This window comes from Thermoanaerobacter uzonensis DSM 18761, from assembly GCF_900129115.1.
GTDB classification, from domain to species: Bacteria; Bacillota; Thermoanaerobacteria; order Thermoanaerobacterales; family Thermoanaerobacteraceae; genus Thermoanaerobacter; species Thermoanaerobacter uzonensis.
Map to the genome: position 1 here is coordinate 26,721 of NZ_FQUR01000017.1, position 20,039 is coordinate 46,759.

18 protein-coding genes, 1 pseudogene and 1 riboswitch are annotated in these 20,039 nt (G+C 32.5%); of the genes and pseudogenes, 7 read left to right on the forward strand and 12 right to left on the reverse strand.

The window, feature by feature from the left end:
• Window positions 1–15: 15 nt before the first annotated feature.
• The 5 genes from BUB32_RS10280 to BUB32_RS10300 are packed head-to-tail and all read right to left on the reverse strand — an operon-like array spanning window position 16 to window position 5,580.
• Window positions 16–1,002, reverse strand: a complete 987-nt coding sequence (locus BUB32_RS10280) for an ABC transporter ATP-binding protein (RefSeq protein WP_072969319.1) — start codon at window positions 1,000–1,002, stop codon at window positions 16–18.
• 17 nt (window positions 1,003–1,019) lie between these two features.
• Window positions 1,020–2,021 carry an ABC transporter ATP-binding protein gene (locus BUB32_RS10285; protein WP_072969306.1) on the reverse strand — a complete coding sequence of 334 codons (1,002 nt, stop codon included), beginning with the start codon at window positions 2,019–2,021 and terminating at the stop codon, window positions 1,020–1,022.
• Entirely contained in the window at window positions 2,022–2,954 is a 933-nt protein-coding gene (locus tag BUB32_RS10290; protein ID WP_072969307.1) for an ABC transporter permease, read from the reverse strand.
• 11 nt (window positions 2,955–2,965) lie between these two features.
• Window positions 2,966–3,976: an ABC transporter permease gene (locus tag BUB32_RS10295; RefSeq protein ID WP_072969308.1), complete on the reverse strand. Its 1,011-nt coding sequence runs from the start codon at window positions 3,974–3,976 to the stop codon at window positions 2,966–2,968.
• A gap of 47 nt (window positions 3,977–4,023) precedes the next feature.
• A complete protein-coding gene (locus tag BUB32_RS10300; protein ID WP_072969309.1) occupies window positions 4,024–5,580 on the reverse strand; it encodes an ABC transporter substrate-binding protein in 1,557 nt (518 codons plus the stop codon).
• An 83-nt stretch (window positions 5,581–5,663) separates the two neighbouring features.
• Window positions 5,664–5,798, reverse strand: a riboswitch (cyclic di-AMP (ydaO/yuaA leader).
• 183 nt (window positions 5,799–5,981) lie between these two features.
• Between BUB32_RS10300 and BUB32_RS10305 the strand changes: the two genes are divergently transcribed.
• On the forward strand, window positions 5,982–7,589 hold the full coding sequence (locus BUB32_RS10305) for a peptidoglycan D,D-transpeptidase FtsI family protein (protein ID WP_072969320.1): 1,608 nt from the start codon (window positions 5,982–5,984) through the stop codon (window positions 7,587–7,589).
• A gap of 16 nt (window positions 7,590–7,605) precedes the next feature.
• Here BUB32_RS10305 and BUB32_RS10310 read toward each other — a convergent pair whose 3' ends face one another.
• The 4 genes from BUB32_RS10310 to BUB32_RS10325 all read right to left on the reverse strand — a co-directional run bounded on the left by BUB32_RS10310 (window position 7,606) and on the right by BUB32_RS10325 (window position 12,654).
• Window positions 7,606–8,919, reverse strand: a complete 1,314-nt coding sequence (locus BUB32_RS10310; RefSeq protein ID WP_072969310.1) for an ABC transporter substrate-binding protein — start codon at window positions 8,917–8,919, stop codon at window positions 7,606–7,608.
• Between the two features lie 96 nt (window positions 8,920–9,015).
• Window positions 9,016–9,666 carry a fructose-6-phosphate aldolase gene (fsa, locus tag BUB32_RS10315; protein WP_042833519.1) on the reverse strand — a complete coding sequence of 217 codons (651 nt, stop codon included), beginning with the start codon at window positions 9,664–9,666 and terminating at the stop codon, window positions 9,016–9,018.
• 119 nt (window positions 9,667–9,785) lie between these two features.
• Window positions 9,786–11,111, reverse strand: coding sequence for an ATP-binding protein (locus tag BUB32_RS10320; RefSeq protein WP_072969311.1), 1,326 nt, complete (start codon window positions 11,109–11,111; stop codon window positions 9,786–9,788).
• A 130-nt stretch (window positions 11,112–11,241) separates the two neighbouring features.
• Complete coding sequence (locus BUB32_RS10325) at window positions 11,242–12,654, reverse strand: ATP-binding protein (RefSeq protein ID WP_072969312.1); 1,413 nt, start codon at window positions 12,652–12,654, stop codon at window positions 11,242–11,244.
• Window positions 12,655–13,075: 421 nt separating this feature from the next.
• On the opposite strand from BUB32_RS10325, the gene BUB32_RS10330 reads away from it, so the two are divergent.
• The 3 genes from BUB32_RS10330 (at window position 13,076) to BUB32_RS10340 (ending at window position 17,250) form a co-directional block, all read left to right on the forward strand.
• Entirely contained in the window at window positions 13,076–13,975 is a 900-nt protein-coding gene (locus BUB32_RS10330; protein WP_072969313.1) for an acetamidase/formamidase family protein, read from the forward strand.
• Between the two features lie 13 nt (window positions 13,976–13,988).
• The gene (locus BUB32_RS10335; protein WP_072969314.1) at window positions 13,989–15,350 is read left to right on the forward strand and encodes an APC family permease; all 1,362 of its coding nucleotides are present in this window, start codon (window positions 13,989–13,991) and stop codon (window positions 15,348–15,350) included.
• Window positions 15,351–15,879: 529 nt separating this feature from the next.
• Window positions 15,880–17,250 carry an SEC-C domain-containing protein gene (locus BUB32_RS10340; RefSeq protein WP_072969315.1) on the forward strand — a complete coding sequence of 457 codons (1,371 nt, stop codon included), beginning with the start codon at window positions 15,880–15,882 and terminating at the stop codon, window positions 17,248–17,250.
• A 180-nt stretch (window positions 17,251–17,430) separates the two neighbouring features.
• Here BUB32_RS10340 and BUB32_RS13375 read toward each other — a convergent pair whose 3' ends face one another.
• The 3 genes from BUB32_RS13375 to BUB32_RS10355 all read right to left on the reverse strand — a co-directional run bounded on the left by BUB32_RS13375 (window position 17,431) and on the right by BUB32_RS10355 (window position 19,016).
• Window positions 17,431–17,586, reverse strand: coding sequence for a stalk domain-containing protein (locus tag BUB32_RS13375; RefSeq protein ID WP_143152809.1), 156 nt, complete (start codon window positions 17,584–17,586; stop codon window positions 17,431–17,433).
• A gap of 101 nt (window positions 17,587–17,687) precedes the next feature.
• A complete protein-coding gene (locus BUB32_RS10350; RefSeq protein ID WP_234949273.1) occupies window positions 17,688–18,722 on the reverse strand; it encodes an ABC transporter permease in 1,035 nt (344 codons plus the stop codon).
• A 63-nt stretch (window positions 18,723–18,785) separates the two neighbouring features.
• Window positions 18,786–19,016 (reverse strand): AAA family ATPase, encoded by a 231-nt coding sequence (locus BUB32_RS10355; protein ID WP_234949274.1) that lies wholly within the window; start codon window positions 19,014–19,016, stop codon window positions 18,786–18,788.
• A gap of 37 nt (window positions 19,017–19,053) precedes the next feature.
• Here BUB32_RS10355 and BUB32_RS12735 point away from each other — a divergent pair.
• From BUB32_RS12735 to BUB32_RS10370, 3 genes and pseudogenes are all read left to right on the forward strand, one after another.
• Window positions 19,054–19,194 (forward strand): annotated as a pseudogene (locus tag BUB32_RS12735) (acetamidase/formamidase family protein); the annotation flags it as partial.
• A 217-nt stretch (window positions 19,195–19,411) separates the two neighbouring features.
• Window positions 19,412–19,735, forward strand: coding sequence for a DUF4258 domain-containing protein (locus tag BUB32_RS10365; RefSeq protein ID WP_084727012.1), 324 nt, complete (start codon window positions 19,412–19,414; stop codon window positions 19,733–19,735).
• A complete protein-coding gene (locus BUB32_RS10370; protein ID WP_004403501.1) occupies window positions 19,728–19,961 on the forward strand; it encodes a type II toxin-antitoxin system MqsA family antitoxin in 234 nt (77 codons plus the stop codon). The genes BUB32_RS10365 and BUB32_RS10370 overlap by 8 nt, the downstream gene beginning before the upstream one ends.
• The last annotated feature ends 78 nt before the right edge of the window (window positions 19,962–20,039 follow it).

Consider the following 20,039-nt stretch of genomic DNA (forward strand, 5'->3'; position numbering starts at 1 on the left):
CAAGTATCAAATCCATTAATACAGATGACAAGCTATAAAATGTCCATTTTCAACTTCTTTTAGTTCTGGTTCTACCTCTTCGCATATTTTCCCTTTTTTCATAAAGCATCTGGTACTAAATCTACAGCCTTTTGGCGGATTCGCAGGAGATGGTACAGTACCTTCTAATATTATTCTTCCCCTTCTTTTTGATTTATCAATAGAGGGAATGGCAGAAAGCAAAGCTTTTGTATAGGGGTGAAGGGGGTTGAAGAAAATATCCTCAGTTTTTCCCATTTCTACAATTTTTCCTAGATACATCACCGCAACTCTATCGCTTACATGATATACAACACTCAAATCATGAGCTATAAAAAGATACGTCAGGTTTAATTCTTCTTTCAGTTCCTCTAGAAGGTTTATAATTTGCGCCTGTATTGACACATCAAGGGCTGAAACTGGCTCGTCAGCAACTATAAATTCAGGATTCATTGCCAAAGCTCGCGCTATTCCTATCCTCTGCCTCTGCCCACCTGAAAACTCATGGGGATATGAGTCCATCTGCCTAAAATTCAGTCCAACTCGATCTAAAAGATATTTGATTTTTTCTTCTCTTTCATGAAGATCTTTTATGCCAGAGGCAATCAAAGGTACTGACAAAATCTGCCTTACTGTCTTCCTGGGATTTAAAGAAGAATAAGGGTTTTGAAAAATTATCTGAGCTTTCTTCCTGTATTCTTTTAACTTTTCTCCTCTTGCCTCTGTTATGTCTTCCCCTTCAAATATTATCTTTCCCTCTGTAGGTTCATAAAGCCTTACAATTGTACGCCCTAGTGTAGTTTTCCCGCAGCCACTTTCTCCAACCAGCCCCAGAGTCTCCCCCTTGTTTATGTCAAGGCTTATATCATCAACAGCTTTCACAACCCTTTTCTTTTTCTTAGCTACAAGCTTCATTAACAAGTCTGGCTCTTCTATGAAATATTTCTTGAGATTTTTTATTTGAATAAAAGTGCCATTTTTCATATCTAACACCCCATCTTTTAGAGGTACTTTATACACCTCACAAATTCTCCATCTGAAACCTCAATTAAAGGAAGTTCAGCTTCTTTGCATTCTTCCACTGCTTCTTCACACCGCTCATAAAAAGGACAGCCTTTAGGTGAAAGAGAAGCCAAATCTGGGACATTTCCCGGTATAGCGTAAAGTTTTTCTTTTTTTCGGGTTATTTTAGGTATAGACTTTAAGAGCCCTTTTGTATAAGGATGTTTTGGCTCTTCTATTACTTTGTCTACAGGTCCTTTTTCTACTATTTGCCCAGCGTACATAACTGCTATTTCATCACAAAATTCTGCTGCTATTGCTAAGTCATGAGTTACAAAAATTATAGAAGTACCGTTTTTTTCATTAATTTGTCTTAATAAATCCAAGATTTGCGCCTGAATTGTTACATCAAGTGCAGTTGTAGGTTCATCTGCTAAAAGTATCTTAGGATTACATGAAAGAGCAATAGCAATTATGGCTCTTTGCTGCATTCCACCGCTAAATTGATGTGGATATGAAAAGTATCTTCTTTTAGGATACGATATTCCGACTTTTTCCATAAGTTCTACCACTTTTTCATATTCTTTTTTTCTTCTTTCTCTTTCCCTTCTAGAACCAAAAAATCTGCTTTTTTCAAGCTTTATTATATTGTGAACCCTCAAGGATTCCCTTATCTGTTCTCCTACAGGAAACACCGGATTTAATGTGGTCATTGGGTCTTGAAATATCATGGCTATGTCCTTTCCTCTTATTTCCCTCATCTCTTGAGCCGATTTTTTAAGAAGGTCCTCTCCTTCAAAAAGAATTTCCCCTTCTACAATTTTGCCCGGATAAGGGACAATCCCTAAAATAGAAAGCAAAGTCATGCTTTTTCCTGAACCTGATTCTCCTACTAAACCTAATATTTCTCCTCTTTTAAGTGTAATGTCAATTCCATTTACCGCTTTAACTATTCCCCTGTCTGTCTCAAAAGTCACTTTCAAATTTTTAATCTCAAGCATTTACTCACTTCCTTCCACTTTAAGCCTTGGGTCCAATATATCTCTTAATCCTTCTCCAAAAAGGTTAATACTAAGTACCAGTATTACTAAAGCTATACCTGGTAAAGTAGATATCCAATAAGCGTCAAATATGTAGTTTCTTCCAGAGTTTATTAAAGAGCCCCATGTAGGAATATCTGGCGGTACCCCTAACCCTAAATAACTTAATGATGCTTCCATTATTATCATGTATCCTATTCTAAGTGTTGAAAGAACAAATATAGATTGGAATATATTTGGCAGGATTTCTGATATGATTATAGCACTGCTGCTTCTTCCTAAGGCCTGAGCAGCTTCTACATATTCTTTATTCTTCTCCTCCAAGACTTCACCTCTTACCAGCCTGAAAAATTCCACCCAGCTTTTAAATGTCAAAGCCAAAATCAAATTCCAGAATCCGGGCCCTAAAACTGCCATTACTCCAACTGCAAATATTAAGAAAGGAAAAGAAAGCAAAAAATCAGCGAAACGTGAAAGTATTGTGTCGATAGTTCCTTTATAATATCCTGCAATTGCTCCTAAAATTGTTCCAATCAATGCTGAAATTAAAACAGTCAAAAAACCTATCATTATTGATATTCTAGAACCATATATGATCTGAGTGAGCAAGTCTCTCCCTATTTGATCAGTACCTAAAGGATGTGACCATGTCCCTCCATTCCATACAGGTGGCATTAGTCTTTCTGAAAGGTCTGAGTATTTAATATTGTATGGTGAAATAAAAGGTGCAAATATAGCCATTAAGATATATGCTATAATTATAAGCATTCCTACAAAAGCTGTTGGATGCTTTTTAAACTTTCCAAGAATACTTAAAATATTAGTAATTAAATTTGGTTTTTTGTACAATAGGTTATAATAGTCTGTAGGTACTATCCCATTTTTTATAGTCATAAAAACACCTCCTACAGCTCAATCTTGGGATCTAGATAAGTATAGAGTATATCTACTAAAAGATTTGCCATAACAAATGTGAAAGCATAAAACATCACTACTCCCTGGACCAAAGGATAATCTCTGTCAAATATCGCTTTAACCACAAGTCTACCTATCCCCGGCCATCCAAATACATTTTCAACTATCATATTGCCTCCCAAAAGTGCACCCACCTCCATACCTAATACTGTAACTGTTGGAATTAAGGCATTTCTAACAGCATGTTTAAGTATCACCAGTTTTTCAGGAACACCCTTGGCCCTTGCAAAGACTACATAATCATTTCTTAAAACCTCCAACATGCTAGACCTCATAACCCTTGCCAAAACAGCCGCTAAAGGTGCCGATAAAGTAAGGGCTGGTAAAAAAAGGTGCCTTATACTACTTACAAAAGCTTCCCAATTTCCAGCAAGAAGTGAATCAATCGTATAAAAACCAGTTACTTTAGGAATGGAAATTAAAAAATTTATTCTACCTTGACTTGGTAACAAATTTAAGTTGGCAGAAAAAATTAAAATAAGTATTAAACCTAACCAGAAAGATGGCATTGAAATACCCGTAAAAGATACTGCCATCATAGTTCTATCAACCCAGGAATTTTGTTTGACAGCAGATATAATTCCTATAGAAATACCTATTAACACACCAAGAACCAATGCTGCCAATGCAAGCTCAATTGTAGCAGGTAGGGTCTGTTTAATAAGGTTTATTACTGGGACATTTTTAGTTATAGATTTTCCTAGATCTCCTTTTAAAAAATCTATAAGAAAAATGTAAAGCTGAGTATATATAGGCTTGTCAAGGTTAAACTCCTCTTTTAATAGTTCTATATCCTGCTGTGATACCATACTCTCTTTTCCCATCATTATATCAACGGGGTCTCCTGGAGTAAATCTCATAAAAATAAACACTGTTATAGCTATAGCCAGCATAATCGGAATCGTGTATAATATTCTTTTTAAAACCTTCACTTCCCTCATAAAAATTCCCCCTTATATTTTAGAATAAAAAGGGGTATTACCCCTTTTTATTCATTAGAAAGTTTTACTCTGTGCATATTTTCTCTGCCATCCATACTTGGTTGCCAATTTTCTACATTTTTAGTCGCTGCTTCTACAGTCTTCAGAGAATATCCAAATACCCATGGAGCATCGTCATATATTATCTCCTGAGCCTTGTAATAAAGCTCTTTTCTTTTAGCATTGTCGGTTTCTTTTGCAGCTTCATCTAAGAGCTTATCAACCTCTTTATTGCTGTAAAAAGAAAAATTACCTCTTTCACCTGTCTTGAGCTTTGGATTTAAGAAATCAAATGGGTCAAGATATGCATTTCCCCAGTCAGTAAGGTATAGCTGCCTGGTACCTTTTTGTATTTCAGACTGCAAAACTCCCCATTCCCATGTCCTGACAGATGATTTTATACCTACTTTTTCAAGCATATTCGCTATAGCTAAAGCCTCCCCTTCCCTAAAAGGCTGTGTATCTATGACAACTTTCAAATCAGAAACTCCAGCCTCTTTTAAAAGCTCTTTTGCCTTGTCAGGATTGTACTCATAGGGTTTTAAATCTGTATTTGCAGCAAAGGCATATGGTAGCATTGGACCTGCCAGCCTTACACCATAACCTCTATAGATTTCTTTTACAATAGAATCCATATCTATTGCGTAATTTAAAGCCTGCCTAACTTTTGGATTATCAAAAGGTGGCATTTTATTATTTATCTCAAGAATATATACCCTTGTTCCTTCATTTTCTTTTACTTGTACATTTTTATTATTTTTTAATTTATCAATCATATCTGACGGTATGTATTGGACTATATTTACTTCTCCTTTTTCTAAAGCAGCTATCGCAGTAGAAGGTTCTGGTATCATCCTAAATATAACTTTTTTTAAGCTTGGTGGCCCAACAGGGGGAATGTCTGGAGAACCGCCGTAATATCCATCATACCTTTCTAAAACTATCTGCTCATCCAATTTTCCAGATACATATTTAAAAGGTCCTGCTCCTATAGGATGTTTTAAAAATTCCTCGTATCCCACTTCTTCATAATACTTTTTAGGTATTATTTGCTGATGAACTAATGCTTGGAGTAAAACTGGAAAAGGCTCTTTTAGTATAAATCTAACCGTATAGTCATCGACCTTTTTAACATCTTCCACAGGTCCCATTAAGCCTTTTCTTGGAGAAGTTTTCCCTTCAAGTCCCCCCTCTTTTATTATTCTATTAAATGTAAATACCACATCGTCTGCTGTAAGAGGGTCTCCATTTTGAAAAGTTACACCTTTTCTTATTTTAAATTCCCACTCAGTAGGTGATATTATCTCCCAGGACTCTGCTATCTCTGGAACTACTTTTCCATCATATGTCCTTGTAACTAATCCATCAAATATGTTTCTTAAAACTGTTTCGGTTTCTCTATCTCTGTAATCAGCAGGATCCAATGTTACAATGCTATCTTTATTTAAAGCTATTACAATGGTTCCTCCATCTTTTTCTGAAGTTACTTTCTTAGAAGATGTACATCCCCCTAAAGCGAGCAAAAGCGATAAAAGAAGTGCCAAAAGGATAGCAGTTTTTTTCATAATAAAATATACCCCCTTTAAATGTAAAATTATGGTAAGGACGGGGATATAAAAAGGCCGCTGAAATATCCAGCGGTCCTGGATATTTCTCCTTCCCACGCTTGCGAGGTTAGCTGACGGGCTCGGGTCGAAGGAGTAACCCTACTCTTCCCGTAGGAAGAGATTCGCCCCAAAAGTGTGGGTCCCCCGCCCCTTTTCGGGTTCAGCGATAACGATTAAGTTGTTTATTAAATTGTACCATAAATTTGCCAGTGAGTCAAATTAGCTTATTCTCAATCTCAAAAAATTTATGGTATAATTATATCAGTTATTATCCTAATTCTTTAATAAAAAGGAGTTAGAAAAAAGTGACAAAATCTTTGAAAAGAAGGACTTTCATTGTCCTTATCTTTTTCTTTATCATGACCTTCGCTTTAATTGGGAGACTTATATGGATACAGAGTATAAACTCTGAAAAACTTGCCATGGCAGTCGAAAGACAAAGTACTGCTGATATCATATTAAAGCCTCAACGGGGCAATATTTATGATGTAAATGGGAATATTCTAGCCTGTAATGTTCCAGCAGGAGATGTGTTTGCTGCCCCTAAATTTATAAAAAACCCACAAAAAGTTTCAGAAGAACTCTATAAATACTTAAATATGGACAAAGACTCTCTTTATAAAATTCTTTCAAATAAAGACTCTGAATGGGCTGTACTTGGTAGGTCCATTCCTTTAGAAAATATAAACAAAATAAAAAGTCTTAACATACCAGGGATATATATAGAAGATACTTTTATGAGAAACTATCCCAACGGTAAAATGCTATCACAAGTATTAGGATTCACAGGAATTGATGGCAATGGCTTGTATGGCCTTGAATATTCTTTAGATAAATATTTAAGTGGTATCCCTGGTCGTGAAATCTCTCTTGTAGATGCAGAAGGTAGAAAAGTAGGAGTCCCAAGCAAGCTTTACAAACCTACAAATGGTGATAATATTGTCCTTACAATTGATTCTGTAATACAAAGTTATACAGAAAAAGCTATAAAAAATGCTTATGAGAAATATAAACCAGAAAATGGTATAACAGCAATAGTCATGAATCCCAAAACAGGTGAAATCCTAGCAATGGCAAATATACCTGATTTTGATCCTAATAACCCTCAAAAAATATCCTCACAAGACTATTGGTCAAACCCGGCAGTCTCTAGCATTTATGAGCCTGGTTCCGTCTTTAAAGTAATTACTGCTTCTGCTGCTTTAGAATCAGCGGTAGTAACACCTGATGAACAATTTGATGACCCCGGTTATTATATTGTATCAGGGCATAGAATTAATAGCTGGACAAAATTAGGTAAGATAAACTTCGAAGAAGCTATAGAAAAATCTAGTGACACAGTTTTTATGCAGGTAGTAGAACGATTAGGTGTCGATGCCTTTTATAAATACATACAAGCTTTTGGTTTCGGTACTCCAACAGGAATTGAGCTTCCTGGAGAAGCCAGTGGAATGATTTTGCCAAAATCAAAGATATATCCTGTAGACCTTGCTACTATGTCCTTTGGCCAAGGAATCGCTGTAACTCCAATCCAAATGATTACAGCTTTTTCTGCCGTGATAAACGGTGGAAACCTCATGGCTCCACATATTATAAAATATATCGAAAACGGCGATAAAATAATTAAAGAATATAAGCCTCAAATAGTTAGACAAGTTATCTCTAAAAAAACTTCCGATACAATGAAGTATATACTTGAAAAAACAGTAACAGAGGGTACCGGCCAAGCGGCACAAGTACCTGGATATACAGTAGGTGGAAAAACAGGTACAACGGAAAATTATGCTCCAGGAAAATACGTAGCATCATTTGCTGGATTTGCACCAGTTGAAAACCCAAAAATTGCCGTATTAGTTCTTGTTAAAAATCCAACGCAAAATGGTCATATGGGAGGAGAAGTAGCCGCACCAATAGCCCAGGAAATATTAGGAAATACTCTTAGATATTATGACACAGTAAAAAAGTAAAAAATAACAATACCCGTTATTTGTACTGCACCAACTGACTTACACTATTTTTTATTTCCTCTATTATATCAAAGGCATTTTTGCTATTTTTTATTCCTTCTTTTATTTTTGCCATCACTGTGTTGTTTATTTTTCTCCATCCGCCAAATTGTGGGATGATATTTGTATAATTAATAGCTAATTCAATTCTTTTCATTTTATCGTCTTCAATAATTTTGTCTTTTTTAACTGGTACATAACCTAATTCAATCACCTTTTGTTGGTCTTCTGTAATAAACTTTATAAATTTATACTCCATCTCAAGCTTTTTTTCATCTTTTTCCTTCTTTATGCCATAGGCATATATTTTAGGTGATAATGTCAGTGGTATGCCACTTTCACCTTCAGGGTACATAGCTACATCAAACTCAAACAGCTTTCCTTTTGACTGTAAATTTTTAAGCTGTGTTATTTTATAGCTTTCTTCTACTAAAACAGCAGTGTTTTTAGTAGTAATAAAGTCTTGCCATAATTTTTCTCTGTCTCCCTCAAGTGAAACAGGATTTACCACCTTATATTTATTGAATAAATCCAAAACTTTTTGCACCCCTGAAACTGCTTGAGGGCCAAAAAAAGAATACCTTTCTTTGTCAAAAGCCCTCGCACCATCTAAAAGTAAAAATCCCCATAAATTATAGCTATCAGGCGCGAGAGAAAGACCTAATCCATAAAAATATTTTTTATCCTTTTTTCCTTCAGTGTAAGTGAGTTTTGTCATACTATCAACAAATTCTTCGTAATTCCATTCCCCATTTTCAGGCAATTGAATTTCTTTTTCGGCAAACATATCAACATTTAAAAAAAGAACATTAGTATATATTCCTAAAGGCATTCCATAAATATTGCCTTTATAACTTATAGCGTCAATAACGCCTTCCTTGTATTGCTTCTTAAACTCTTCATCTACATATTTATTGATAGGACTTAAATAATCCTTTGAAATAAAATAAAAGTCTGCCCCAACAGGTAAAATATCTGGCAAAGAGCCATCTTTAGAAGAGTTAATCAGTTTTTCATATCCGTCTTTGTATGAAAGAGGCTCAAAATCTATTACCACACCCGGGTATTTGTACTGAAATAATTCTATTTTCTTTTTTATAAATTCAAATCCTCCTGGGTCTTTAATTGAAGGATGAGGGAAATCCCAAAATGTAATTATTCCTCTAAACTCCTCTTCTACCTGATTTTTTTCTTGTATTTGTTCTTTTTCATAAAGATTCATATAGTAAGGCCAATATATAAGAAAAAATATCACTAACAAATATAACAAAATAGTAAAAGGCTTTCTCACATTAACCACCTCTTACTATCTATATTCTCAAAATTACTCTTAAATAACTTAAAAAGCAGGATAGAATTCCTAATTCTACCCTGCTTTTTTATCAATTTATATTTTAAGCCCTGCTTTTCTCCAATCCTCTTTGAATCTTTCTATTCCCGCATCTGTAAGCGGATGTTTTACCATCTGCATGAGCACTTTATATGGTACTGTCGCTATATGTGCCCCTAGTTTTGCTGCCTGTAAAACATGTATAGGATGTCTTACACTTGCAGTTATTATTTCTGTATCTATGTCGTAATTATTGAATATCGTAACAATATCCTCAATAATCTGCATCCCGTCTGTATTTATATCATCAAGCCTTCCTACAAAAGGACTTACATATGTCGCACCTGCACGAGCTGCAAGTAATGCTTGATTTGCTGTAAATATTAACGTCACATTTGTTTTAATCCCTTCTTTTGAAAGAACATTTACTGCTTTTAGACCTTCAGCCGTCATAGGAATTTTTATTACTATATTTTTATGTATCTTTGCCAATTCCCTTGCTTCCTTAATCATACCCTCATGGTCATCGCTTATAACTTCTGCACTTATAGGACCATCTACAATTTGAGTAATTTCTTTTACTACCTCAATAAAATCTCTTCCTTCTTTAGCAATAAGAGATGGGTTTGTAGTAACACCTGCTATTACACCTAATGCATTAGCTTCTCTTATTTCGTCAACATTTGCAGTGTCAAGAAAAAATTTCATTATTTCATCCCTCCGTTATCAATTTACTTACCTTTATTATATATCTAATTTTCAAAAATTAAAAGCCATGCTTTATAGTTATGCAATTTTATTTTATTTGTAAAACAAGCTTCAAAAACTCAAACAGTATTCTTAGATAATTCATACCTTAAATGGTCTATAAATTGTTTTGCACTTCTTGGAGACCTTCCATTATGCCATATAGCCCATTGCAACGCTTTTTCTTTTAAAAAATTCCATTCTATTTCTATATTGTGCTTTTGAGCTAATCCTTTAACAATTTTTAAATACTCTTCTTGGCTGGGTGAAACAAATGTAACAGTTATTCCAAATCTATCACTTAAAGAAAGTTTCTCTTCTCTTGCATCTGTATTATGAAGTTCATTGTCTTCTATATTCTCTGTGACAATATGCCTTCTATTTGACGTCGCATAAATTACCACGTTTGAAGGTAAGACCTCTACTCCACCTTCTAATATCGACTTAAGTTCTTTATACTGCACTTCACTTTCATCAAAAGATAAATCGTCAAAAAACAATATAAATTTCATTCCTCTGTCTTTAATTATATCAATTATGTATGACAAATCACCTACATCATTTTTGCTAATTTCAATAAGCCTCAAGCCTTCTTTGTAAAATTCATTGAGCAAAGCCTTAACAGTAGAAGACTTTCCAGTACCTTTATCGCCGTATAAAAGCACATTATTTGCAGGAAAACCTTTTAAGAGAGCTTTCGTATTTTCTATAACTATTTTGTGTTCTTCTTCATATCCTATCAAATCCTCAAAGGTTATAGGGTCAATATTTTCTATTCCTTTTAATTGTCCTGACCTATTTTCTGTAACCCAGCGAAAAGCTTTATACTTTCCAAAAATGCCACATCCGTTTGAATGGTAATAATCAGACAGATATTCAGCAAATTTATCTTCTCTCAGTTCCCATAAATCCTCTAATGTGTGACTAGTGTTGACAATTTCCGTGAAACTAATCTTTGACTTGAAAAAGCTCCCATCAATATACCTCTCAAAGTCAGGCAATTCCGTATTTAATGAATTATTTACGCTTTCCGCTATGTTTATAGAGCAAAATTCCTTTAAAATCCCTATTTCTTTTTCGACAGCCTTAATCATTAAATCGCTTACGGCATCAAAACCATATTTTTCTGAAATACGGCTAAAGGGGTTTTCATCGTAAGCAATTTCTTCTGCTAAAAAAGTAGGCCAAATGTTTTTATAAATTCTCCTTTTAAAAGCATATCTAGTAATATCTTTGTAAAAACTGCTATATTCAGCATAAATAAACTCAATAGAAGGTTTTTCTTTCGAAAGCTCTTGTAAAATTTTAATTGCTTTTCTTATCAGACTATGATTAATGATATTTCTATAAATCACTATTTTATTTAGCCTATTTAAAATATTTCTTAATTCTTCTTTACTTTCCAATTATATCATCTCCTATACCGTACTTTGAAAAATTTCTACTTTATCTCTTTATTTTATTAAATTATATCATAAAAAGATATTTTCTAATCAACATTACAAAATAAAAAAGGCTTAATTAAGCCCTATAACTTCAAAAATTGAAAATTGTTCTTTCAGGAAAAGTGATAAGAATCAAATTTTCAATTTCTTCGGCAAAACTCAAGAATCTTTCTGTAAATCCTGATTTACTAAATATAATATAATACTCCTCGGCTTTATTTTTTGCATTTACTTTACTTGCTTTTTGCTTTAGAGAGTAGAACAAATCAATATCTACTTTAGAATTTGTATATTTGCATTCGCCATAGAGAAGAGAGCCAGTTGTTGTATCTATTCCTACAATATCAATTTCATTGTTTTTATCCCACCACTTTCCGATTTTGCTTATCTTCAAATGTAGCTCTCCTTTTTGTGACAATTCCCAAACATATTCCTTGCAGATATCTTCATATACGAAACTTATGTGCTCAGTTATAATTCTTTTCTTTATGTTTTCTAAAACAAATTCCACATTATCAAGTTCTAGTTGTTCCTTGAAAGGATAAACAAATTTAAACCAGAAATTCAAAAAATTATCATTTATAAAATATAATCCTTTTTTGCTTTTTTCAGGATATTCTTCTGTTACAGGAGTATCTCTCCGCAGTATATCCAAGTCTATCAGTGTATTTATATATTTTGTCAGTCTTGTCTGAGGAACGGAAAGGGTTTGAGCTATTTGTTGAAGTTTATGATTGCCCAAAGAAATACTCTTAATGAGAGAGAAATAAGTACCAATGTCTTGAATCTCCCTTTCAAGCAAAAACAAAGGTTCTTCATATAAAAAACTTTGCCTATTTAGCATATTTTCTCTTATAGCCTCATAAATATCACCTTTGTAATTAAATACTTCCAAATACCTTGGAACTCCACCCAATATAGCATAAAGCCAGATAAGTTCATCCTCTGTCGACTGTGGGAAAAACTCTTTTAAATATTTAAATTTTAAGGGCTTTAATTTTATTTGACCAGTTCTCCTTCCATACAATGGGCTTGAATAATTTAGAACATGCTGTTCCATCATATTTACTAATGAACCGCAAACAATAAAAAAGATATTCTTTCCTTTTAACTTTTCATCCCATATCTTCTGCAAAATTGATGCAAAAGATGGATTTACTTTGCAAAGATATTGAAATTCATCAATAACTATGACCAGCTTTTCATTTTTTACGTTATTAGCTATAAATTCAAAGATTTCATCCCACATAATATTTTGGGCTTTTTCTAGTAAGCTATTATTAAAAAACTTTGCCACCAAAATTTTAAAATTATTAATATTTTGACTCTCTATTTCTTCAGTTGCTAAAAAATATATAGCTTTTTTGTCTTTTATAAACTCCTTAATGAGCGCAGTTTTGCCTACTCTTCGCCTTCCATAAATAACAACAAAAGAAGACCCTTCTTTAGAGAATTGAGTTTCTAGAAATTGAATTTCAGCTTCTCTATTAACAAATTTTTTCACAATTTTTCACCTCAATATTATTATACCACAAATTATTATACTTAAAAGTATAATAATTAAGATATTACATATGAAAAGATATTTTTCAGTTTCTTATCTGGTACTGTTTTATATGTTTCATAAATTTCTAAATACATCTTTTCTACCCCTTTGTAAAAAGTCTCCATCTTTTTACTATCCGCGTTCTTTATTATTCTTTTATAGTTTTTATTATACTATAAATTACCATATTCTTTTATAAAAATATAAAAAATATTTACGCATTTGAAAGTTTAAAAAATTTTATTTTTTAATAGAAATCAACCAAACACTCTATAATTAAAAAATTTTAGTAATTTAAAAACTTTAACCTTGAATAACAAATTTTTAGGTAGTATAATGGTCTAAAATTCACTCTAAAACGAAAAGGGGGATTGAGAATATGATACACAAATTATCTAAAGAAAACCACATATTTAGTTTTTCCAAAGATAATACACCTGTACTTTTTGTAAAAAACGGAGATGAAATAGTAATTGAGACTTTGGATTGCTTTTCAAATCAAATCCAAACAAATGAGGATAAATTAGAACAAATGGATTGGAACAAAGTAAACCCTGCAACAGGCCCTATTTATGTTGAAGGTGCTAAAGAAGGAGATGTTTTGGAAGTCACAATTAAAAAGATTGAAATAGCTGATAAAGGTGTAATGGCCACAGGTAATGACCTAGGAGTATTGGGTGATTTAATGAATGGACTGTATTCCCGAGTGGTTAATATAAAAGAGGGGAAAATTATTTTTGATGAAAAAATTTCTATTCCAATTAAACCTATGATAGGAGTAATTGGCGTTTCACCAAAGAATGGTAATATAAACTGTGGAACACCTGGTTCTCATGGTGGAAATATGGACACTACACTTATCGGTGAAGGTTCAAAACTTTTTTTGCCAGTATTTGTAGATGGTGCTTTGTTAGCTTTGGGAGATTTACACGCTGTAATGGGAGATGGAGAAGTAGGTGTATCAGGTGTAGAAGTATCGGGCTCAGTTACAGTAGAAGTTAGAATTGTAAAAAATTTGAAACTTATAAATCCTCTTGTAAAAACACCAGAGGTAACAGCAACAATAGCATCAGATGAATCTTTGGATAAAGCAGTAAAAATAGCAGTTCACGATATGGCAAACTTATTTCAAAGTTTTACCAAATTATCAATAGAGGAGATAGCTACACTTTTTAGCATAGCAGGAAATGTACAGATTTCACAAGTAGTAGATCCACTTAAAACTGCACGCTTTAGTTTGCCAAACTGGGTATTGGATAGCTATAACATTGTGTTCTAAGGGAGGAAAAACTATGGAAAACAAGAATGATACATCATTAGAGAATTTTGGATATAAGCAAGAATTAAAAAGAGCTTTGACAATTTGGGACTTAATAATATATGGGCTCATCTTTATGGTTCCTATTGCGCCATTTGGTATTTATGGGTTTGTCGCTGATATATCAAAAGGAATGGTTGCGCTTGCCTACGCAATTGGAATAGTAGGAATGATATTTACTGCTTTTAGTTATGCATCAATGTCTGAAGCCTTTCCGATTGCTGGTTCTGTTTATTCATATGCAACCAAAGGTTTGAACAAAGTTATAGGATTCTTTACTGGCTGGGTCATTTTGCTAGATTATTTATTAGTTCCTGCGCTTCTTTATGTTGTCAGTGCAGCTGCTTTAAATGGTATATTTCCAGCTATTCCTGTAATAGTGTGGGCATTAGCATTTATTTTAATAAATACAATAATTAACATTGTAGGAATTGAAGTTACAGCTAAGTTTAATAAAATTGTACTAATACTTGAACTTATAGTTTTAGCGGTTTTTATAGGAGTTGGCGCTTTTGCAATTTCTCATGGTATAGGTGGAGCAAAATTTTCATTTAAAGCTTTTTATGACCCGCAAAATTTTAGCTTAGGTCTTGTAATGAGTGCTGTCTCTATAGCAGTTTTAAGTTTTCTCGGTTTTGACGGTATAAGTACCCTTGCTGAAGAAACAATCGGTGGTAAAAAAACTGTAGGAAAAGCAACTGTACTTGCACTTTTATTCGCTGGCATATTGTTTATACTTCAAACATGGGTAGCATCAATGGTATGGCCTGATTACAGAACTTTTTCTAATCTCGACGTAGCTTTTTATGAAGTTGCTAATCGTGCAGGAGGAAAATGGCTCATGCTTACTACTTCTTTGGCAACAGCTTTCGCTTGGGGAATAGCAAACTCATTAGCAGCTCAAGCTGCTGTTTCAAGGGTACTATTCAGTATGGCAAGAGACCAAAACTTACCCCAATTTCTTTCAAAGGTTCATCCAAAATATAAAACTCCTTATATAGCAACTATTTTTATCGCTATACTTTCGGCTGTCCTCGTAGCAATCTATAGTGACAGGATAGCTGACCTTACATCTGTTATAAACTTTGGAGCTTTAACTTCGTTTTTAGTTCTCCACATCACCGTTATAACATATTTTATGATAAAAAATCATTCTAGCAATATATGGAAACACTTAATATCTCCAATTTTAGGTTTTTTAGTTATTTTCTATGTATGGATAAGCCTTAATGTACATGCCAAAATCCTTGGCGCTGCATGGATTTTGATAGGAATAATTTACTACATCATATTAAAATTTATATTAAAACGTAAGCCAGAAGAACTTAATGTATAAAATATTTCTTTAACGTTTAAGTTGTAACCCCACTTTGTAATTAATACAAAAGTGGGGTGTTTTGCATACGCTTTTCTTATACCCATTCAAAAATCTTTTTTGATACTTCTGGAGTAACTTCATGTACTCCTTTTCCCTGCTTAATCACCTACTTAAATTTTGTACTATCAATTAAAATTAACGCTACATCATTAAAATCTATTTAGAACAAAAGGAGTATATCACATGGAGAACTTGAATATAAAAACTATAAAAAAGTTAATCTTGAACAGGAGGAAGCAAGTATTATTGAATAAATGTTTTAAGTGTGGTTGTGAAGAACTAATAAAAACAAAAGTCACTCTCAAAAAATTGCAAAATAAAACATCCTTTCTATAATATAGTTGCTCTCTGTTAAGCATGGAGGGTTGATACGAAATCTCTGTTTATGCATTTGAAAGTTTAAATATATATTTAAAAACAATAGACAAGAAAAAGACAATGTGATAATCTATAAAAAGAAAGCAAAAATCAATTTGGAGGGCTTTAAATGAGTAAAATTTTTGATATTGATAGAAATGATGAATGCATTTGTGGAAGTGGAAAAAAATATAAAAAATGTTGTCTTCCTAACATAGAAAAAATTGAAAAAAGCCTTTTAAAAGAAATAGAAAAAGAAGATGGATTTTTGCCTTATGATTATGAATTTATACGAATACTAAGTATAATGTATGGAATTAAGCTAGATAGTAAAAATGAAGCTGTAAATATAGAAAGATTAACAGTATTGCTAATTGATTCATTGAGAGAAAGAAAACAACAACTAGAGAAACTTATTGAAGAAAATGAAAATGAAGATGAAATAACCGAAGAGTTATTTAGAAGAATTGTAAGTATATTCAGAAAAAACGAAGGATTGAAAAACTTAAGAATCCCGGTTATTTCTATAATAAATGTAGATCTTGATAATGAGGAAGAAATGGAAGGAGTTTTAGATGAAATATCTAATACATCTTTTTTAGAAAACTATTTATTGGATTTAGCCTATTCTCTACGTACAGAAAAATTTACCGAAGAAGAAATGAAAAATATCTTTATCTGGCTTTCGCTAGCAGTTATAGATAAAACTTATAAATTATTTGCAACGCCTATCTTAGAAGCAACAGAATTTGACCTTATAGATGGAGAAGATGAATTAGAAAAAGTTTTAAATAATGCAGAAAAATTACCCCAAGATTTAATAAATAAGAAAATAATGGAAATATTCTACAAATATCCTATATTTGCCGAATATTTAAGTGCCAATATGTTTATGGAAATGGGAGATGATTTAAATTATCTTTTAGACCCTGAAATGGAAATTGAAATGCCATTTTATGTATTTTATATTTTTTATTTAAAGTTCCTTACAAAAGCTGCTGAACTCTTTAAAAAGAAAAACACAGAACAACAAGAACTTTTTGATTCTATATTTGACGAAGTGATAGATGAAATTTTTGATGAAGATATAGTTGCAGAAAAAGTGTATTCTTCTATATTAGGCAAAATAGTAGAAATAGAAAAAACTACAAAAAATAATGACCTCAAAGAAAAGCTTCAAAACATATTAGAATTTTTAGCTATACCAACAAACTTCCAGATCAATTTAATGAAAATAAGATTTTTTATATCCCTATCTAAGTATGTTAATAATTTACCTCAAAGAATAGATGATAGCAATATGATTTTAGAAAATCTTGAACAGCTATTATCAAGAAAATTTTTTAATGAATATATGGCCTATTTAGAGTCAAAGGATTTTGAAGAAGCACAATACTTAAAACAGCTTTACAATAAAATCGAAGAGCAAAAAGTGATTATATATGATAATATGAATGCAATCGTAAATGCATTGGTCAATTGTATATTATTAACAACATAATAAAAGTACAATTGCTTATATAGCAATTGGTGGGGATAGTTGATTATAGAGATGTTGTCTTTTTGAGAAAGAGTGGTAAGAAAGTATAAATGACTATAAATAAACACAACCCCACTTTTTATAGACAACAAAAAGTGGGGTAAAAAAGAAACAGAATAAATTTATATTATTTTTCTTTTTTTAATCACCTATTGTTGCAATTTGCCCTTCTTGATACCAATCTACATTTTTGCCAAACAGTTGACTTATTACTCTTAATGGAACCATAACCCTTCCATTAGTTTCAAAGGCAGGAGCATTGATTGTTTCTTTTTGGCCATTAGTTATCTTTTGAATGTTTAAGTTTAAGAATTTTTGTTATTGTATTAATTGCTTCATCTATTTGTCCACTTTGTAAGTAAGTTATAGCTTCTATCTTTAATTCTTAATTTCTGATTCTATGTTGTTGCTTTGGTTAAGTATTTTAAGTTATTTCCATCTCTCAAAATAACTAGAAAATACATAAGTAGGAAAATATCTTCAATTGCTCTTATGACAGTAAGCATTTGTTCCCTCGGAAAAATAAATCCTGACAATATTATGGTTGGAAGCAATACGAAAAATGCCCCCTGCATTGCTTGGGTTTGAGTCTGCGCTACTGTTGAGATAAGTATTCCTATTGCAAGAGCACAGGTTATAAAATCAAGTCCTAATAAAAACAATAGATATATATTACCTCTAACAGGCACGCCAAACCAATACATGCTAAGCCCTAAAACCATTAAAAAATCTGTGTAACCAATTAGAATGTAAGGTAAAAGTTTTCCAATCATTAATTCTGAAGATTTTATAGGGGTTACAATCAATTGTTCTATTGTGCCCCTTTCTTTTTCTCTCACAAGCGCAAAAGCCGTCAATATTATGGTGATGTTTTGCATGATTAGACCCAAAAGCCACGGAATTGTAAACACTTGCGTGTTGAGTTCTGGATTGTATTCTACTTTTGTAGAAAGGTCTATTCCAATGGAAGGCATTTTCATGCCTTTGACTTTCAATTCTTTTTGTACAATATTGTTTGAAAACATTTGAGATATCATAATACCGCTTGATAAAGCAGTCCTTGCTGTTGTAGGATCAGAACCATCAATTTTAAGTAAAGGCTGTACCATTTTTACTTTATACTGCGAAAAATCCGGCGGTATAATAACCTTTCCTTCATCCAGCAAACGATTTAACTCATCTATACTACTTACATAAAAATCCGGATTAAAATACAATGAATTTTTGTATGCTTCAATATAGTTTCTGCTTTCATAGGTCTTGCTTTGGTCAAAAACTGCCATTGGTATATGGTCAACTTCTGTTGCAATAGCATAGCCAAAGAGCAAAAGCATTGTAATAGGCATAATAAATGAAATAACTAAACTTATCCTGTCTCTTCTTATATGTATAATTTCTTTTTTAATAATTGCAAAAAGCCTCGTCTTATTCATTATTCATCATCCTTACGTATTTAATAAACACATCTTCAAGCGAATCAAGATTATTTTCTCTTTTTATCTCATAGAGGGGGTACCAAAAGCCATCAACTTCCCATTAAACATAAAAGCTGTGAGGCCACATATTTCTGCTTCTTCCATATAATGAGTAGTCAATAAAATTGACATACCATCATTAGCAAGGCTTTTTATGATATCCCAAAACATCCTTCTTGATAAAGGGTCCACTCCTGATGTAGGTTCATCAAGTATAAGCAATTTAGGATAAGGGATTATTATAAATAACAAAATTAAAAATTAAAATCAACACAAATACGAAAGGGAAATAATTGCAGAAGGCTTAAAACTTTATTTTTCAGTATTTGTAAAAGATGCTTTGTTCCCTTTAGGAGACTTACAGGCTGTAATGGGAGATGGAGAAGTAGGTGTATCAGGCGTAGAAGTAACTGGCTCAGTTACAGTAGAAGTTGTAACCCCACTTTGTAATTAATACAAAAGTGGGGTATTTTGCATCCGCTTTTCTTATACCCATTCAAAAATCTTTTTGATACTTCTGTAGTAACTTCATGTGCTCCTTTTCCCTGCTTAATCACCTACTTAAATTTTACACTATCAATTAAAATTAACGCTATATCATTAAAACCTATTTGTTGTGATATAATAGAACAAAAGGAGTGTATTACATGGAGAACTTGAATATAAAAACTATAAAAAAGTTAATCTTGAAAGGCCAATGGTTTTTAAGTGAACATGCTCTAGACAGATTAATCGAAAGAAACCTAAGAATATCTGATGTTTTAGTTTCAATTTTAAATGGTGAAATCATAGAAACATATCCAGAAGATCCACGTGGTGCTAGTTGTCTAATTTTAGGTAAAAAAGACAGCACTCCTATTCACACAGTTTGTGGTTTAATGAATGATAATTTGGTAATTATAACAGTTTATCTTCCCGAACCGCCCAAATGGATAGATGAGAGAACGAGAGGAGGTAAGTATTATGAATAAATGTTTTAAGTGTGGTTGTGAAGAACTAATAAAAACAAAAGTCACACTCGAAAAATGGATTAATGGAAAACTTATTGTTGTAGAAAATGTTCCAGCATGGGTATGTAAAGAATGTGGAGAAAAATATTTTGATGCGGAAACTATGCTAAAGCTTGATGAGTATTTTTACGAAGCAGTACCAGAAAAAATTATTGAAGTCCCTGTATTTGAATATAAGGAAGGATAAATATAAATAAACACAACCCCCACTTTTTATATACAACAAAAAGTGGGGGTACTAACAGTCTTAAAATTTTTAACTAAA

What these genes read in the sequence shown, in the direction of transcription:
- BUB32_RS10280 (WP_072969319.1), bottom strand. Translation starts at nt 1,002, where the DNA reads ATGAAAAATGGCACTTTTATTCAAATAAAAAATCTCAAGAAATATTTC.
- BUB32_RS10285 (WP_072969306.1), bottom strand. Translation starts at nt 2,021, where the DNA reads ATGCTTGAGATTAAAAATTTGAAAGTGACTTTTGAGACAGACAGGGGA.
- BUB32_RS10290 (WP_072969307.1), bottom strand. Translation starts at nt 2,954, where the DNA reads ATGACTATAAAAAATGGGATAGTACCTACAGACTATTATAACCTATTG.
- BUB32_RS10295 (WP_072969308.1), bottom strand. Translation starts at nt 3,976, where the DNA reads ATGAGGGAAGTGAAGGTTTTAAAAAGAATATTATACACGATTCCGATT.
- BUB32_RS10300 (WP_072969309.1), bottom strand. Translation starts at nt 5,580, where the DNA reads ATGAAAAAAACTGCTATCCTTTTGGCACTTCTTTTATCGCTTTTGCTC.
- BUB32_RS10305 (WP_072969320.1), top strand. Translation starts at nt 5,982, where the DNA reads ATGACCTTCGCTTTAATTGGGAGACTTATATGGATACAGAGTATAAAC.
- fsa (WP_042833519.1), bottom strand. Translation starts at nt 9,666, where the DNA reads ATGAAATTTTTTCTTGACACTGCAAATGTTGACGAAATAAGAGAAGCT.
- BUB32_RS10330 (WP_072969313.1), top strand. Translation starts at nt 13,076, where the DNA reads ATGATACACAAATTATCTAAAGAAAACCACATATTTAGTTTTTCCAAA.
- BUB32_RS10335 (WP_072969314.1), top strand. Translation starts at nt 13,989, where the DNA reads ATGGAAAACAAGAATGATACATCATTAGAGAATTTTGGATATAAGCAA.
- BUB32_RS10340 (WP_072969315.1), top strand. Translation starts at nt 15,880, where the DNA reads ATGAGTAAAATTTTTGATATTGATAGAAATGATGAATGCATTTGTGGA.
- BUB32_RS10350 (WP_234949273.1), bottom strand. Translation starts at nt 18,722, where the DNA reads ATGAATAAGACGAGGCTTTTTGCAATTATTAAAAAAGAAATTATACAT.
- BUB32_RS10365 (WP_084727012.1), top strand. Translation starts at nt 19,412, where the DNA reads ATGGAGAACTTGAATATAAAAACTATAAAAAAGTTAATCTTGAAAGGC.
- BUB32_RS10370 (WP_004403501.1), top strand. Translation starts at nt 19,728, where the DNA reads ATGAATAAATGTTTTAAGTGTGGTTGTGAAGAACTAATAAAAACAAAA.